General features: G+C 71.3%; 11 protein-coding genes. All 11 read left to right on the top strand.

Features of this window, described 5'->3' with window-relative positions; genetic code table 11:
- The 11 genes from rodA to obgE all read left to right on the top strand — a co-directional run bounded on the left by rodA (window position 1) and on the right by obgE (window position 16,568).
- Window positions 1–1,203, top strand: a complete 1,203-nt coding sequence (gene rodA / locus ACFWVV_RS15725) for a rod shape-determining protein RodA (protein WP_384341826.1) — start codon at window positions 1–3, stop codon at window positions 1,201–1,203.
- Window positions 1,204–1,265: 62 nt separating this feature from the next.
- A complete protein-coding gene (locus tag ACFWVV_RS15720) occupies window positions 1,266–2,804 on the top strand; it encodes a CHAD domain-containing protein (RefSeq protein ID WP_384341824.1) in 1,539 nt (512 codons plus the stop codon).
- 216 nt (window positions 2,805–3,020) lie between these two features.
- Window positions 3,021–4,946 carry a TIGR03960 family B12-binding radical SAM protein gene (locus tag ACFWVV_RS15715; RefSeq protein ID WP_384341822.1) on the top strand — a complete coding sequence of 642 codons (1,926 nt, stop codon included), beginning with the start codon at window positions 3,021–3,023 and terminating at the stop codon, window positions 4,944–4,946.
- 612 nt (window positions 4,947–5,558) lie between these two features.
- On the top strand, window positions 5,559–6,362 hold the full coding sequence (locus ACFWVV_RS15710; protein WP_384341820.1) for a TIGR03936 family radical SAM-associated protein: 804 nt from the start codon (window positions 5,559–5,561) through the stop codon (window positions 6,360–6,362).
- A 228-nt stretch (window positions 6,363–6,590) separates the two neighbouring features.
- Window positions 6,591–11,213 carry an Rne/Rng family ribonuclease gene (locus ACFWVV_RS15705; protein WP_384341818.1) on the top strand — a complete coding sequence of 1,541 codons (4,623 nt, stop codon included), beginning with the start codon at window positions 6,591–6,593 and terminating at the stop codon, window positions 11,211–11,213.
- 188 nt (window positions 11,214–11,401) lie between these two features.
- A complete protein-coding gene (galU, locus tag ACFWVV_RS15700; RefSeq protein ID WP_384341816.1) occupies window positions 11,402–12,310 on the top strand; it encodes a UTP--glucose-1-phosphate uridylyltransferase GalU in 909 nt (302 codons plus the stop codon).
- 69 nt (window positions 12,311–12,379) lie between these two features.
- Window positions 12,380–13,117, top strand: coding sequence for a sugar phosphate nucleotidyltransferase (locus ACFWVV_RS15695; protein ID WP_384341815.1), 738 nt, complete (start codon window positions 12,380–12,382; stop codon window positions 13,115–13,117).
- Window positions 13,105–14,205 (top strand): iron-containing alcohol dehydrogenase family protein, encoded by a 1,101-nt coding sequence (locus ACFWVV_RS15690; RefSeq protein WP_384341813.1) that lies wholly within the window; start codon window positions 13,105–13,107, stop codon window positions 14,203–14,205. The genes ACFWVV_RS15695 and ACFWVV_RS15690 overlap by 13 nt, the downstream gene beginning before the upstream one ends.
- A gap of 182 nt (window positions 14,206–14,387) precedes the next feature.
- Window positions 14,388–14,708, top strand: a complete 321-nt coding sequence (gene rplU, locus ACFWVV_RS15685) for a 50S ribosomal protein L21 (protein ID WP_185026398.1) — start codon at window positions 14,388–14,390, stop codon at window positions 14,706–14,708.
- 11 nt (window positions 14,709–14,719) lie between these two features.
- A complete protein-coding gene (gene rpmA, locus ACFWVV_RS15680; protein ID WP_018103204.1) occupies window positions 14,720–14,977 on the top strand; it encodes a 50S ribosomal protein L27 in 258 nt (85 codons plus the stop codon).
- A 151-nt stretch (window positions 14,978–15,128) separates the two neighbouring features.
- On the top strand, window positions 15,129–16,568 hold the full coding sequence (gene obgE / locus ACFWVV_RS15675) for a GTPase ObgE (RefSeq protein WP_384341810.1): 1,440 nt from the start codon (window positions 15,129–15,131) through the stop codon (window positions 16,566–16,568).
- Window positions 16,569–16,685: the final 117 nt, after the last annotated feature.

Raw genomic sequence — 16,685 nt, 5'->3', positions numbered from 1 at the left:
ATGGCAGGCAGCGCACACGGCTTCTCCGTACGGCGGTACGCCCCCGAGCGCGGCGCGTTCGCCAAACTCACCGCCCGCGACTCCCTCCTCCGCAAGCTCGACTGGCCCCTGCTGCTCTCCGCACTGGCCCTGTCCGGCATCGGTTCGCTGCTCGTCTGGTCGGCGACCCGCGGACGCGACACCCTCAACCACGGCGACCCGTACTACTTCCTCTTGCGTCACCTCCTCAACACCGGAATCGGCTTCGCGCTGATGGTCGGCACGATCTGGCTCGGCCACCGCACCCTGCGTGGCGCCGTCCCTGTGCTGTACGGGCTGTCCGTCGTGCTGGTCCTCGCCGTACTCACCCCACTCGGCGCGACCGTCAACGGCGCACACGCCTGGATCGTCATCGGCGGCGGCTTCTCGCTCCAGCCGTCCGAGTTCACCAAGATCACGATCATTCTGGGGATGGCGATGCTGCTCGCCGCCCGTGTCGACGCGGGCGACCAGCAGCACCCCGACCACGGCACCGTGCTCAAGTCCCTGGGCCTGGCCGTCGTCCCCATCGCGATCATCATGCTGATGCCGGACCTCGGCTCCGTCATGGTCATCGCCATGATCATCCTGGGTGTGCTGCTGGCGTCCGGAGCCTCCAACCGGTGGGTCTTCGGCCTGGTCGGCGCCGGCGTGCTCGGCGCCGTCCTGGTCACCGTCCTCGGGCTCCTCGACGAGTACCAGATCAACCGCTTCGCCGCCTTCGCCAACCCCGACCTCGACCCGGCCGGCGTCGGCTACAACACCAACCAGGCCCGCATCGCCATCGGCTCCGGAGGCCTGACGGGAACGGGGCTCTTCAAGGGATCCCAGACGACCGGACAGTTCGTCCCCGAACAGCAGACGGACTTCGTCTTCACCGTCGCGGGCGAGGAACTCGGCTTCCTGGGCGCCGGACTCATCCTCGTGCTGCTGGGCGTCGTGCTCTGGCGGGCCTGCCGGATCGCCCGCGAGACCACCGAGCTCTACGGCACGATCGTCGCCGCAGGCATCATCGCCTGGTTCGCCTTCCAGTCCTTCGAGAACATCGGCATGACCCTGGGCATCATGCCCGTCGCGGGCCTGCCGCTGCCCTTCGTCTCCTACGGCGGATCGTCGATGTTCGCGGTGTGGGTGGCCATCGGACTGCTGCAGTCGATCAGGGTGCAGCGGCCGATAACGGCATAGCCGGCCGCCTGCCGCCCGGCCGGACCCTGTTTGAAGGCCCGTATCGCGTCTAGATTCATGACATGGCGGACACGAAGCGCGAGATCGAGCGAAAGTACGAAGCCACGACGACAACCCCCGGCGAAGAACCCCGGCTGCCCGACCTCACCAAGGCGGCCGGGGTCTCGTCCGTCCGGGACGAGGGCGTCAAGGAACTCGACGCCCTCTACTACGACACCGCGGACCTGGCGCTCGCCGCCCACGCGACGACCCTGCGCCGCCGCACCGGCGGCGAGGACGCCGGCTGGCACCTCAAACTCCCGGTGTCCCCCGACGTGCGGGACGAGATCCGCGCCCCCCTGGGCGCGGACGGCGCCGGCGTGCCCCGCGCGCTGGACGCCCTGGTACGGGCGCGCACCAGGGGAGCACCACTGCTGCCCACCGTCCGGGTGAAGTCGTCCCGCCGGGTGCGCCACCTGCTCGACGCGGCGGGGCAGACCCTCGCCGAAGTCAGCGTCGACGCGGTGCACGCGGAACGGACCGGCGAGGAGAAGACGACCGCCGACTGGACAGAGATCGAGGTGGAAGTCGCAGACGACGGCGACCCGGCGATCCTGGACGCCGTCGAGAAAAGGCTGCGAAAAGCGGGAGTGCTGCCGTCGGCGGCGCCGTCCAAGCTGGCCAGGGCACTGGCGGAGACCGGCGGCGGCCCGGCCCCCGCACCGGCCCCCTCGGGAGGCACGGCCGCAGCACAGGTCCTCGGCTACCTGCGCGCACAGGCCGAGGCGCTGATCGCCCACGACCCGGCCGTACGGCGCGACCTGCCCGACTCCGTGCACCAGATGCGGGTGGCCACCCGCAGGATGCGCAGCGCCTTCAAGACGTACAAGAAGATCCTGGACCCCGCCGTCACCGACCCGATCGGCGAAGAACTGAAGTGGCTGGCCGGGGAACTGGGCGTCGACCGCGACCAGGAAGTACTGGCCGCCCGCCTCCGGGCACGCCTCGCCGCCCTGCCCCGCACCCTGCTGCTCGGCCCGGTGCACGGGCGGCTGCGGATCTGGTCGGTGGCCCGCGGCAGCGGCTCCCGGCAGAGGACACTCGCCGTACTGGACTCCGAGCGCTACCTGCAACTGCTGCTGTCGCTGGACGCACTGCTGGCCGACCCGCCCCTGCGCAAGGCGGCGGCGAAGAGCGCGGCGGACGTCCTGCCCAAGGCCCTCGCCAAGGACTTCGCCCGCCTCGCCACCCGCACCGAACACGCCCTGTCCCTGCCGCCGGGAACAGCGCGGGACCTCGCGATGCACGAGGCACGCAAAGCGGCGAAGCGGCTGCGGTACGCGGCGGAATCCGCACGCCCGGCCCTGGGCGCCCCCGCCAACCGGCTGCGCACCCGCGTCAAGGCCGTACAGGGCGTACTGGGCGAGCACCAGGACAGCGTCGTCGCCCGTGCCGAACTGCGGAACCTGGCCATCCAGGCGCACGCTGCGGGCGAGACGGCCTTCGTGTGGGGCCTGCTCCACGGCCAGGAGGAGGCCGCCGCGGCGGAACGGGAGCGAGAACTGCCGGAAGTGTGGCGCAAGGCCCGGGACAAGAAGACGGTGGGGTGGCTCGGGGCATAGAGCCGGGGTCCGGGCGGCACGGCCTCCCGGACCCGCTCTCCCCGCCGGCGCTCTCCCCGCCGGCGCTCTCCCCGCCGGGCGCGTCCCCGTCGGCGCGCCCCCGCCGTGCGGGTCCCTGCCGACGTGTCCCGGCCGTGCGTGTCCCGGCCGTGCGGGAGATCTCCGAACCCGCGTTAGGCTTGAGGGTCCCCCTGCCCGCTCATGAGAGACACCGCGATGCCTGTTGAGTCGGTCTTCCCCCGCCTGGAAGCCCTCCTGCCGCATGTGCAGAAGCCCATCCAGTACGTCGGCGGTGAGCTGAACTCCACCGTCAAGCCGTGGGACGAGTGCGACGTCCGCTGGGCGCTCATGTACCCGGACGCGTACGAGGTCGGCCTGCCCAACCAGGGCGTCATGATCCTCTACGAGGTGCTCAACGAGCAGGCGGGCGTCCTCGCCGAGCGCACCTACAGCGTGTGGCCCGACCTCGAAGCGCTGATGCGCGAACACAAGGTCCCGCAGTTCACGGTCGACGCCCACCGCCCGGTGAAGAACTTCGACGTCTTCGGACTCTCCTTCTCCACCGAGCTCGGCTACACCAACATGCTCACGGCGCTCGACCTGGCCGGCATTCCCCTGGAGTCCCGCAACCGCACCCTGGACGACCCGATCGTCCTGGCCGGCGGCCACGCGGCCTTCAACCCGGAGCCGATCGCCGAGTTCATCGACTGCGCCGTCCTCGGCGACGGCGAACAGGCCGTCCTCGACATGACCGCGATCATCCGGACCTGGAAGGCGGAGGGCCGCCCCGGCGGCCGCGAGGAAGTCCTCCTGCGCCTCGCCAAGACCGGCAACATCTACGTCCCCGGCTTCTACGACGTCGAGTACCTCCCGGACGGCCGCATCGCCCGCGTCGTACCCAACAGGTCGGGTGTCCCGTGGCGGGTGTCCAAGCACACCGTCATGGACCTCGACGAGTGGCCCTACCCCAAGCAGCCCCTCGTCCCGCTCGCCGAAACCGTCCACGAGCGCATGTCCGTGGAGATCTTCCGCGGCTGCACCCGCGGCTGCCGTTTCTGCCAGGCCGGCATGATCACGCGCCCCGTACGGGAGCGAAGCATCACCGGCATCGGAGAAATGGTCGAAAAGGGCCTCAAGGCGACCGGCTTCGAAGAGGTGGGCCTGCTCTCCCTCTCCTCCGCCGACCACACCGAGATCGCGGACATCGCCAAGGGCCTCGCCGACCGGTACGAGGAGGACAAGATCGGCCTGTCCCTCCCCTCGACCCGCGTCGACGCCTTCAACGTGGACCTCGCCAACGAACTGACCCGCAACGGCCGCCGCTCCGGCCTCACCTTCGCCCCCGAGGGCGGCAGTGAGCGCATGCGCAAGGTCATCAACAAGATGGTCTCGGAGGAGGACCTGATCCGGACCGTCTCCACCGCGTACGGAAACGGCTGGCGCCAGGTCAAGCTGTACTTCATGTGCGGCCTGCCCACCGAGACCGACGACGACGTCCTGCAGATCGGCGACATGGCGGTCAACGTCATCGCCGAAGGCCGCAAGGTCTCCGGCCAGAACGACATCCGCTGCACCGTCTCCATCGGCGGGTTCGTCCCCAAGCCGCACACCCCCTTCCAGTGGGCCCCGCAGCTGAGCGCCGAGGAGACCGACGCGCGTCTCACCAAGCTCCGCGACAAGATCCGCGGCGACAAGAAGTACGGCCGCTCCATCGGCTTCCGCTACCACGACGGCAAGCCCGGGATCGTCGAGGGCCTGCTCTCCCGCGGTGACCGCCGCATCGGCGACGTCATCCGCGCCGTCTACGAGGGCGGCGGCCGCTTCGACGGCTGGCGCGAGTATTTCAGCTACGACCGCTGGATGCAGGCCGCCGAAAAGACGCTCCCCGCGTACGGCGTCGACGTCGACTGGTACACCACCCGAGAGCGCACCTACGAGGAAGTCCTCCCCTGGGACCACCTCGACTCCGGGCTCGACAAGGACTGGCTCTGGGAGGACTGGCAGGACTCGCTCGACGAGACCGAGGTCGAGGACTGCCGCTGGACTCCGTGCTTCGACTGCGGAGTGTGCCCGCAGATGGACACGAGCATCCAGATCGGCCCGACCGGCCGGAAGCTGCTCCCGCTGAGCGTCGTCAAGTAGCACTGCGGGCAACCGCGCCCACGCGCGCGTGGCGAAAGGGAGAGGCCGCGCTCCCCGCGTCCGAGTGCGACGGCACCGAACCACGCGCGCGTGGCGAGGGCTCCGGCGCGGAACATGCGCCGCCGAAGGCCCGGCCGGGGGAAACCCCCGGCCGGGCCTTCGCGCTGCCGCAGCACCTGCACGCCCTCCTGGCGGGCCGCACGACGAGGTGACTTCGGCGGGCCCTGTTCGTCACCTTCCCGGAATGGGCGTACGAGCCGCTGCTCACACCCCTGCGGTACGCCCTGCGAGGACGCCCGCCGGGTACCGGCCGACGGGGCGGAGCCGCCCTCCCCGCGGCACTCCGCACGGCTGCTCGCCCCCGCGCCGTTGCAGGCCGGGGAACCAAGTGCGCCCCCGGCGCGTACTCTGGGTAGTACAACGACTGCCTCCGGCGCAGCACCCGGACCCGAGATCTCCCTGCGGAGCAACCCGCAGGGGTGAGCCGGACCACGGAGATGCCGCACGGGGTCACCCACAGGCCTGTGGGCGCGCGGAAGACGCGCCGCCCCGCACCGAGGAGAAGAACCACTGGGCAAGCGACAGCCCGAAGGCCCGCCGCCCGCACCGGCGGTGCAGCGCATCCGACTGCGCTACACCAAGCGCGGCCGCCTCCGGTTCACCAGCCACCGTGACTTCCAGCGCGCCTTCGAGAGGGCCCTGCGCCGCGCCGAGGTGCCCATGGCGTACTCGGCGGGCTTCACCCCGCACCCCAAGGTGAGCTACGCCAACGCGGCCCCCACCGGCACCGGCTCTGAAGCCGAGTACTTGGAGATCGCCCTCACCGCACCCCGCGACCCCGCGACCCTGCGCGGACTGCTCGACGAGTCGATGCCCGACGGCCTCGACATCATCGACGCCGTGGAGTCCCGCACCTCAGGACTCGCCGACCGGCTGACCGCTTCCATCTGGGAGCTGCGGCTGAACGGCGTGTCGCAGGAGGAGGCGGCCAAGGCCGTGGACACCTTCCTGGCCGCAGGAACCGTCGAGGTCCAGCGCCGTACCAAGAACGGCATGCGCAGCTTCGACGCCCGCGAGGCCGTCGTCGAGATGACCGCGGTACCCGCCCCCCAGGCACCGGCGGATGACGCCGGCGATAGGACCACGGCGGAGCCCTGTGCGATACTGCGGCTGGTAGTGCGGCACATGACACCTGCCGTACGACCCGACGACGTCCTTTCCGGTCTCCACGCTGTGGCCGACCTGGCGCCGCCGGTCCCCGCAGCGGTGACCAGGCTGGCGCAGGGGCTTCTCGACGAGGAGTCCGGAACGGTGACCGACCCGCTCGCGCCCGACTGCGAGGCGGCGTGGGCAGGCTCTACCACAGCCCCCGCACCCGCCACCGCGAAGGCGCTGGAAGGTTCCGGTTCCGCGTAGGGCAGTCGTTGTAGCGCAGCCCTGGTACTCGGGAGCCACCTGGGTCGGGCCGCGTACTGACCAGGACTTTCGCCAGGCCGTACGTCACGAGGCATACGGAACCGGCGAGTTGGACAACAGCTCCCGTGCGGCGCCCGCGCCCCGGACGGTGGCCCCGCGCACCGCGCGTGGGCCGCGGCCGGACCGGATTCAGGCGCGGCGCCCGGGAGCGTGACGGGAGAACCCCGCATGCTCGAGCCGATCGAACCCGCTGAGGCCGACCACACTTCGCCCAGCGACACACTGCCGCCGCGCCGCAGGCGCCGCGCGGCCTCGCGTCCCGCCGGACCCCCCGGGGGCGGCGCGACCCAGCAGGACCAGCAGGACCAGTCGGATGCCGCCAAGACCGTGGAGGCCGCGGCTCCGGCCATACCGGCCGGAGAGGGTGCCGTGACCGACACCACTGACCAGACCAGCAACAACGAAGAGTCCGCGGCCCCGGCACGCCCGCGCCGCCGCGCGACCCGGAAGGCGACCGCCCCGGCGGGCTCGCCCACACCGAGCACCGAGGCCGCTGCCCCGGCCGACGAGGCCGCTCCGGCCGCTGAGACAGCTCCGGCCGCCGACGCAGCTCCGGCCGCCGCCGAGGCCCCGGCGCCGCGCACCCGTCGCCGTGCCGTGCGCAAGGCGACCGCTCCGGCGGGTGCGCCCGCGGAAGCCGCCGTGGACCCCTCCGCCGAAGCCGCTGTGGGGACCCCCGTGGAGAGCGCCGCACAGGAGGCCCCGGCAGCCGCCGAGGAGACCCCCGCGCCGCGGACGCGCCGCCGCGCCGTGCGCAAGGCCACCGCCCCGGCCGGCGCACCCGCCACCGAGGCCGCTGCCCAGGAGGCTCCGGTCGCCGAGGCAGCCCCGGCCGCCGAGGCACCCGCCGCCGAGGAGACCCCGGCGCCGCGTACCCGCCGCCGCGCCGTGCGCAAGGCCACCACCGCCCCGGCCGCCGAGGCCGTCGCAGAGGAGAGCCGGACCGTGGCCGAGGCTCCCGTACAGCAGCAGGACGCGGTGCGGGAAGCGCCGCAGGACGTCCGGCAGGACGAGGAGGCGGCCGCCCCGGCGCCGCGCACCCGTCGCCGGGCGACCCGGAAGGCGACCGCGCCCGCGGGCTCGCCCGTTCCGTCCCCCGAGGCCGACGTCGCCCAGAGCCCGGCCGAGGCTCCCGTACAGCAGCAGGAGACGGTGCGGGAAGCGCCGCAGGACGTCCGGCAGGACGAGGAGGCGGCCGCCCCGGCGCCGCGCACCCGTCGCCGGGCCGTGCGCAAGGCCACCGCACCCGCCCCCGCCGAGGCGACCGCCCCGGCAGAGGCCGTGGCCACCGAGGAGAGCGTGCCCGAGCCCGTCGTCGCAGAGGCCCCGGCAGCCGAGGAGGCACCGGCAGTCGAGGAGGCACCGCGCGGCCGTACCCGCCGTCGGGCGAGCCGTCCGGCCGCCACCCCGAAGTTCACCGCCGAGCCGGCCGCCGCTGCCGAGCCCGCCGCGGCCGGGAAGAACGAGGCGGCCGAGGAGTCGTCGCCGCGCTCGCGCCGCCGTGCGCAGCGTCCCGCCGTCGCCGTGTTCCAGGCGCCGGTCTTCGCCGAGCCGATGTTCCAGACCCCGGAGACCGCGGCCATGGCCGCTGCCACCGGGCCCGCCGAGGAGCCGGAGGAGGACGAGGAGACCGACACCGAGGACGAGGCCGTCGTCGAGGCTCCTGTCCAGGAGGCCGCCGAGCCCGCCCCGTCCGGTGGCCGCCGTCGCCGCCGCCGTCGCGGTGAGCAGACCGAGACCGAGCAGCCGCGCCGCACCGAGGCCCCCGTCCAGGAGGCCCCGCAGGACGAGGACGCCGAGGACACCGAGCAGGACGCGCCCGCCGCCGAGGGCCACGACGACTTCGACGACGCCGACGACCGCAGGGCGCGCCGTCGCCGCCGCGGTGGCCGCCGCCGTCGCCGGGGCGATGCCCTGGACGCCGACGAGAACGAGAACCACGAGCACAGTGGTCGCGGCGACCGCGGCGAGGACTCTGCCGACCAGCAGAGCGCCCCGCACAACGCCGTCGAGGAGGACGACTCCGAGGACCACGACGACGACGAGCACCAGGGCGGGTCCGGCTCCTCCAGCAGCCGCCGCCGTCGCCGCCGTCGCCGCCGCAGCGGTGACTCCGGCCACGACGACACCCCGGCGAACGGGTCCGACGACCCGGAGCGCACCGTCGTCAAGGTCCGCGAGCCCCGCAAGAAGGAGGCCGTCGCCGAGCGCGAGCCCGGCACCGGCTTCGACGAGGTCCAGTCCATCAAGGGCTCGACCCGTATGGAGGCCAAGAAGCAGCGTCGCCGCGAAGGCCGCGAGCAGGGCCGCCGCCGCGTCCCGATCATCACCGAGGCCGAGTTCCTGGCACGCCGCGAGGCCGTCGAACGCGTCATGGTCGTCCGCCAGAACGGCGAGCGCACCCAGATCGGCGTCCTCGAGGACAACATCCTCGTCGAGCACTACGTCAACAAGGAGCAGTCGACGTCCTACGTCGGCAACGTCTACCTCGGCAAGGTGCAGAACGTCCTCCCCTCCATGGAGGCCGCGTTCATCGACATCGGCAAGGGGCGCAACGCCGTCCTGTACGCCGGTGAGGTCAACTTCGAGGCGCTCGGCATGGCCCACGGGCCGCGCCGCATCGAAACCGCCCTCAAGTCCGGCCAGTCGGTCCTGGTGCAGGTCACCAAGGACCCGATCGGCCACAAGGGCGCGCGTCTGACCAGCCAGGTCTCGCTGCCGGGCCGTTACCTCGTGTACGTGCCCGAGGGCTCCATGACCGGCATCAGCCGCAAGCTCCCGGACACCGAGCGGGCGCGTCTGAAGACCATCCTCAAGAAGATCGTCCCCGAGGACGCGGGCGTCATCGTGCGCACCGCCGCCGAGGGAGCCAGCGAGGACGAGCTGCGCCGCGACGTCGAGCGTCTGCAGGCGCAGTGGGAGGACATCCAGAAGAAGGCCAAGAGCAACGGCGCCTCCAACGCGCCGACCCTCCTCTACGGCGAGCCGGACATGACCGTCCGCGTCGTCCGCGACATCTTCAACGAGGACTTCTCCAAGGTCATCGTCAGCGGTGACGAGGCGTGGCAGACGATCCACGGTTACGTCGCCCATGTCGCGCCGGACCTCACCGACCGGCTGTCCCGCTGGACCTCCGAGGTCGACGTCTTCGCGACGTACCGGATCGACGAGCAGCTGATGAAGGCGCTGGACCGCAAGGTCTACCTGCCGTCCGGCGGTTCGCTGGTCATCGACAAGACCGAGGCGATGATCGTCGTCGACGTCAACACGGGCAAGTTCACCGGCCAGGGCGGCAACCTCGAAGAAACCGTGACGAGGAACAACCTCGAAGCGGCCGAGGAGATCGTGCGTCAGCTGCGGCTGCGCGACCTGGGCGGCATCGTCGTCATCGACTTCATCGACATGGTCCTGGAGTCCAACCGCGACCTGGTGCTGCGGCGTCTGCTGGAGTGCCTGGGACGCGACCGCACCAAGCACCAGGTGGCGGAGGTCACCTCGCTGGGACTCGTGCAGATGACCCGCAAGCGGGTCGGCCAGGGCCTCCTGGAGTCCTTCTCCGAGACCTGCGTCCACTGCAACGGGCGTGGCGTCATCGTCCACATGGAGCAGCCCACCGCGGTCGGCGGCGGCGGCTCCAAGCGCTCGAAGAAGCGCGGCAAGGGCGGCAACGGCTCCGAGACCACGGGCCACGAGCACGAACACGGTCAGGACAGCGGTTCCGACCACGAGCACGACCACGAGGACGTGCACGAGGCCGAGACCGAGGCGGAGGTGCAGGCCGAGGTCGCCGCGCCGATCGCCCTGCCGTCGCCCGACTTCGTACCCGACGAGGAGCTGTACAGCAGCGCCGCGGAGGCCGAGGCAGCCGCGACGCGCGGCCGTGGCCGCCGTCGCTCGCGCAAGGCGTCGGCCCCGGCCGGTGCGCCGCGCGGCAAGACCTCGCCGGCGGACTACATCGAGCACGCGTCGCCGATGCGGGCGAAGAGTGCCGAACAGGCCCCCACGGAGCCGGGGATCGAGCCGGAGACCGACGCGGCGCAGGTGACCGGGTCCGAGCCGGGGACAGAGCCGGTGGCCGCGGCCGAGGCGGCTCCGGCCGTCACGGCCGACGCCCCTGCCGAGGCCGTCGCCGCACCCGCGGAGACGGAGGCCGCCCCGGCCGGGCCGCGAGGCCGTCGCCGGGCGACCCGGAAGGCGTCGGCCCCGGCCGGTTCGCCCCGGACCGCCGAGGCACCCGCCGTCGTGGCCGAGCCGGCCGTGGCCGAGGAGCCGAAGGCAGTGGAGGCTCCGGCCGCCGAGCCGCAGGCCCCCGAGGTCCCGGCCGCCGCTGCGCCGGCCGCCGAGGCAGCCCCGCCGCGGGCCCGCCGCCGGGCGACCCGCAAGGCCAGCGCACCCGCGGGTTCGCCCGCCGGGTCGACCGAGGCCGCCGTACTCGTGGTGGAGACCACGCCGTCGACGGCCCCGCAGGCCGCGACGGACGGGCCCGCACCGCACGGTGCGGACCAGAGTGCGGGGCACGAGGCCACCGCGTCCGAGGGTGACCAGGCTCCGGCCGACGCACCGGCGGACGCACCGTCGGAGGCACCGGCCAAGAAGACGGCACGCAAGACCGCCGCCAAGAAGGCCGCACCCGCGAAGAAGGCCGCCGCGAAGAAGACGACGGCCAAGAAGACCGCCGCGAAGAAGACCGCCACCAAGACGGCCACGAAGACGGCGGCCAAGAAGACTGCGAAGAAGACGGCCGCGGCGGAGCAGACACTGCCCTCCGTGACCGCGCCCGCGCAGGACTGACGCAGTACCGGAAGTATCCGCAGCACCCGCAGTTCCCGGCGGAACCGGCCCCGGCCGGAACCAGGGTGGCCAGTGCCAGAACCAGGCACTGGCCACCCTGGTATCCGGGAACAACCGGGAACCTCCCCGGGCGACGCAGGCCGGACGGCCGCGACATACCCCTGATGAACGACGGAGTTCGTAACCCCATGAGCAACAGCGCCACCCCCCGACCCATACGTAAGGCCGTCATCCCGGCCGCGGGTCTCGGCACCCGTTTCCTCCCGGCGACCAAGGCGACGCCGAAGGAAATGCTGCCGGTCGTCGACAAGCCCGCGATCCAGTACGTGGTCGAGGAAGCCGCCGGCGCGGGACTCTCCGACGTCCTCATGATCACCGGCCGCAACAAGCGCGCTCTCGAAGACCACTTCGACCGCAACTACGAACTGGAGTCCGCCCTCACCAAGAAGGGCGACGCCGACCGCCTCGCGCGCGTGCAGGAGTCCAGCGACCTGGCCACCATGCACTACGTCCGTCAGGGCGACCCCCGGGGCCTGGGCCACGCCGTCCTCTGCGCCGCCCCACACGTCGGTAACGAGGCGTTCGCCGTCCTCCTCGGCGACGACCTGATCGACCCCCGCGACCCGCTGCTCGCCCGCATGGTCGAGGTCCAGCAGACGTACGGCGGCAGCGTCGTCGCGCTGATGGAGGTCGACCCGGAACAGATCCACCTCTACGGCTGCGCGGCCGTCGACGCCACCGAGGACGGCGACGTCGTCAAGATCAACGGCCTGGTCGAGAAGCCCGCCACCGCCGACGCCCCCAGCAACCTCGCCATCATCGGCCGCTACGTCCTGGACCCGGCGGTCTTCGACGTCCTGCGCGACACCGAACCCGGCCGCGGCGGCGAGATCCAGCTCACCGACGCACTGCAGACCCTCGCCACCGACGAGAAGGTCGGCGGCCCGGTGCACGGCGTCGTCTTCAAGGGCCGCCGCTACGACACCGGCGACCGCGGCGACTACCTGAAGGCCATCGTCCGTCTCGCCGCCGAGCGCGCCGACCTCGGCCCGGACTTCAAGACGTGGCTGCGCGGCTACGTCGCGGAGGAGATGTAGGCCCCCGGGCCCCCTCCCACCGCCTCACTGCTCTGCACGACCTGCACGACCTGCTCGAAGGAGAAACCCATGATCGGCCTGGTACTGGCGGCGGGCGCCGGACGGCGTCTGCGTCCCTACACCGACACGCTGCCCAAGGCGCTCGTCCCCGTGGACGGCGAGACCACCGTCCTCGACCTGACCCTGGGCAACTTCGCCAAGGTCGGGCTGACCGAGGTCGCGATCGTCGTCGGCTACCGCAAGGAAGCCGTCTACGCCCGCCAGGCCGAGCTGGAGTCGAAGTACGGCGTGAAGCTCACGCTCATCGACAACGACAAGGCCGAGGAGTGGAACAACGCCTACTCCCTGTGGTGCGCCCGCGACGTCCTGAAGCAGGGCGTGATCCTCGCCAACGGCGACACCGTCCACCCGGTGTCCGTCGAGGAAACCCTCCTCGCCGCCCGCGGCGACGGACAGCAGATCATCCTCGCCCTCGACGCGGTGAAGACCCTCGCCGACGAGGAGATGAAGGTCATCACCGACGAGTCCGGCGCCGTCAGCAGGATCACCAAGCTGATGGACCCCTCGACGGCCTCCGGCGAGTACATCGGCGTCACCCTGATCGAGCCGGAGGCCGCCGAGGCCCTGGCCGACGCCCTGAAGACCACCTTCGAGCGGGACCCCGACCTCTACTACGAGGACGGCTACCAGGAGCTGGTCAACCGCGGCGTGCGCATCGACGTGGCCCCGATCGGCGACCTCAAGTGGGTCGAGATCGACAACCACGACGACCTCGCCAGGGGCCGGGAGATCGCGTGCCAGTACTGACCCGGCTGATCCCCTCGCCGGTCGCCGTCGACATCTCCAGGGGTGCCCTGGACGGTCTCGCCGGCCTCCTGGCGGACCAGCGGATCTCCGGCTCGGGCAAGCTGGCCATCGCCATCAGCGGCGGGTCGGGACGGGTGCTCCAGGAGAAGCTGGCACCCGTCCTGCCCGACGCCGACTGGTACCCGGTCGGCGCGGGCACCATTGACGCCGCGGTCGCCCTCGCCGAGGAGATGAAGGGCCGCAAACGCTACGACGCGGTCGTCGGACTCGGCGGCGGCAAGATCATCGACGTCGCCAAGTACGCCGCCGCCCGGATCGGGCTGCCCATGGTCGCCGTCGCGACGAACCTGTCGCACGACGGCCTGTGCTCCCCGGTGTCCATCCTGGACAACGACAACGGGCGCGGCTCCTACGGCGTGCCCACCCCCATCGCGATGCTCATCGACCTCGATGTCATCCGCGACGCCCCGCCCCGCTTCGTACGCTCCGGAATCGGCGACGCGCTGTCCAACATCTCCGCCGTCGCCGACTGGGAACTGTCCCACGAGGTCAACGGCGAAAAGGTCGACGGACTCGCCGCCGCAATGGCCCGGCAGGCCGGCGAAGCCGTGCTGCGCCACCCCGGAGACGTCACTCAGGACGCGTTCCTCACCGTGCTCGCCGAGGCGCTCGTCCTGTCCGGCATCTCCATGTCGATCAGCGGCGACACCCGGCCCTCATCGGGTGCCTGCCACGAGATCAGCCACGCCTTCGACCTGCTCTTCCCGCGCCGCGCCGCGCTGCACGGCGAGCAGGTCGGCATCGGCGCCGTCTTCGCGATGCACCTGCGCGGGGCGCACGAGGAGGCCGGGCTGTTCGCGGACGTCCTGCGCAGGCACGCCCTGCCGGTGCTGCCCGGCGACATCGGCTTCACCGTCGAGGAATTCGTCCAGGCGGTGACGTACGCACCGCAGACCCGCCCGGGACGCTTCACCATCCTGGAACACCTGGACCTGTCCGAGGACGGCATCAGGGACGCCTACAGCACTCTGGTGAAGGCCATCGGCGTGTCCGGTGGACGGCCGGCGTCCGGTGCCGCCCCGGTTTGACCCGGCCGGGCCAGGTCCCGTACTTTTGACCGTCGGCGTGTTTTTGTGCGCCAAACCCCCTGAGCAATCCCCTCCCGGACCGTTCTCTTCGCAGAACACGTACGGGAGAGGCCGCTCGTCCTGTTTCACGCCGGAAGCGGCTGGCATCAGGGGTCCCGTCTTCGAGTGAGAGTGAGATCCGCGTGTACGCCATCGTGCGCAGCGGTGGTCGCCAGCACAAGGTTGCTGTCGACGACATCGTTGAGGTTGACAAGATTTCCACTGCCAAGGTTGGCGACACGGTCGAGCTTTCGACTCTGCTCGTTGTCGACGGCGACTCCGTCACCAGCGACCCGTGGGTCCTGGCCGGGATCAAGGTCACGGCCGAGGTCGTGGACCACCACAAGGGCGAGAAGATCGACATTCTCCGCTACAAGAACAAGACCGGCTACCGCCGTCGCCAGGGTCACCGCCAGCAGTACACGGCGATCAAGGTCACCGGTATCCCCACGGCTGCGAAGTAAGGGACTGAGACATGGCACACAAGAAGGGCGCATCGTCCACTCGGAACGGTCGCGACTCGAACGCTCAGCGGCTCGGCGTCAAGCGCTTCGGCGGCCAGGCCGTCAACGCCGGTGAGATCCTGGTCCGCCAGCGTGGCACCCACTTCCACCCGGGCACGGGCGTCGGCCGTGGTGGCGACGACACGCTGTTCGCCCTCGCCGCCGGTGCGGTCGAGTTCGGCACGCACCGTGGTCGCAAGGTCGTGAACATCGTTCCGATCGCCGGCTGAACAAGCCAGCTTTCGTAAGAGCCCCATCCGGGGCTCAGAGCGATACACAGCACGTTCCGAGGGCGGACGCACTTCCCGGCTAGGGAAGCGTGTCCGCCCTCGGCGTGTTACGTATGTAGACATTCCGCATTACCTGTACTGGAGGACACCCATGACCACCTTCGTGGACCGCGTCGAACTGCATGTCGCCGCGGGTAGCGGAGGCCACGGCTGCGCCTCCGTACACCGTGAGAAGTTCAAGCCGCTCGGTGGCCCCGACGGCGGCAACGGCGGACGCGGCGGCGACATCATCCTCGTCGTCGACCAGGCCGTGACCACGCTGCTGGAGTACCACCACAGCCCCCACCGCAAGGCCACCAACGGCCAGCCCGGCGCCGGCGACAACCGCTCCGGCAAGGACGGCCAGGACCTGATCCTGCCCGTGCCGGACGGCACCGTCGTCCTCGACAAGGAGGGCAACGTGCTGGCCGACATGGTCGGCCAGGGCACCACCTTCATCGCGGGCGAAGGCGGCCGCGGCGGCCTCGGCAACCTCGCACTGTCCTCGGCCCGCCGCAAGGCCCCCGGCTTCGCCCTGCTCGGTGAGCCCGGCAAGTCCCGCGACATCGTCCTGGAACTCAAGACCGTCGCCGACGTGGCCCTGGTGGGCTACCCGAGCGCCGGCAAGTCCTCGCTGATCTCGGTGCTCTCCGCGGCCAAGCCGAAGATCGCCGACTACCCGTTCACCACGCTCGTCCCCAACCTGGGCGTCGTCACGGCCGGCTCGACCGTCTACACCATCGCGGACGTCCCCGGTCTGATCCCCGGCGCCAGCGAGGGACGCGGCCTCGGCCTGGAGTTCCTGCGGCACGTCGAGCGCTGCTCGGTCCTCGTCCACGTCCTGGACACCGCGACCCTGGAGTCCGACCGCGACCCGATCTCCGACCTCGACACCATCGAAGAAGAGCTCAAGCTGTACGGCGGCCTCGACGACCGGCCGCGCGTCGTCGTCCTCAACAAGGTCGACATCCCCGACGGCCAGGAACTCGCGGACATGATCCGCCCGGACCTCGAAGCCCGCGGCTACAAGGTCTTCGAAGTGTCCGCCGTCTCCCGCACGGGCCTGAAGGAACTCTCCTTCGCGCTCGCCCAGGGCATCTCCAAGATGCGCGCCCGCAAGCCGCAGGAAGAAGCGACCCGCATCGTCATCCGGCCCAAGGCCGTCGACGACAGCGGCTTCTCGGTCATCAAGGACGAGGAAGAGAACGTCTTCAGGGTGCGCGGCGAGAAGCCGGAGCGCTGGGTGCAGCAGACCGACTTCAGCAACGACGAAGCCGTCGGCTACCTCGCCGACAGGCTCTCCCGCCTCGGCGTCGAGACCGAACTGATGAAGGCCGGAGCCCGCGCGGGCGACGCCGTCGCCATCGGCACGGACGAGAACTCCGTGGTCTTCGACTGGGAGCCGACCGTCATGGCCGGCGCCGAAATGCTGGGCCGCCGCGGTGAGGACCACCGTCTGGACGAGCCGCGCCCGGCAGCCACCCGCCGCAAGGACCGCGAGGCCGAGCGCGACAACTCGCAGAAGGAATACGAAGACTTCAAGCCGTTCTAGTCCTTCGAGGTCACTCCTGTCCTGAGGGACGAGCGATCCGACAAAAGAGGGGTCCGCAACCAGGGCCCCTCTTTTTTCGGATTCCTGGCCGGATTTTTGGATGTACGGGCCGACCGG

Source organism: Streptomyces sp. NPDC058663, from assembly GCF_042716745.1.
In the GTDB taxonomy this organism is placed as follows: domain Bacteria; phylum Actinomycetota; class Actinomycetes; order Streptomycetales; family Streptomycetaceae; genus Streptomyces.
This window is presented reverse-complemented; position numbering and strand designations above follow the sequence as displayed.

Coding starts and splice junctions, on each gene's coding strand:
- ACFWVV_RS15695 (WP_384341815.1), top strand. CDS start 12,380: ATGATCGGCCTGGTACTGGCGGCGGGCGCCGGACGGCGTCTGCGTCCC.
- ACFWVV_RS15705 (WP_384341818.1), top strand. CDS start 6,591: ATGCTCGAGCCGATCGAACCCGCTGAGGCCGACCACACTTCGCCCAGC.
- rodA (WP_384341826.1), top strand. CDS start 1: ATGGCAGGCAGCGCACACGGCTTCTCCGTACGGCGGTACGCCCCCGAG.
- rpmA (WP_018103204.1), top strand. CDS start 14,720: ATGGCACACAAGAAGGGCGCATCGTCCACTCGGAACGGTCGCGACTCG.
- ACFWVV_RS15715 (WP_384341822.1), top strand. CDS start 3,021: ATGCCTGTTGAGTCGGTCTTCCCCCGCCTGGAAGCCCTCCTGCCGCAT.
- galU (WP_384341816.1), top strand. CDS start 11,402: ATGAGCAACAGCGCCACCCCCCGACCCATACGTAAGGCCGTCATCCCG.
- obgE (WP_384341810.1), top strand. CDS start 15,129: ATGACCACCTTCGTGGACCGCGTCGAACTGCATGTCGCCGCGGGTAGC.
- ACFWVV_RS15720 (WP_384341824.1), top strand. CDS start 1,266: ATGGCGGACACGAAGCGCGAGATCGAGCGAAAGTACGAAGCCACGACG.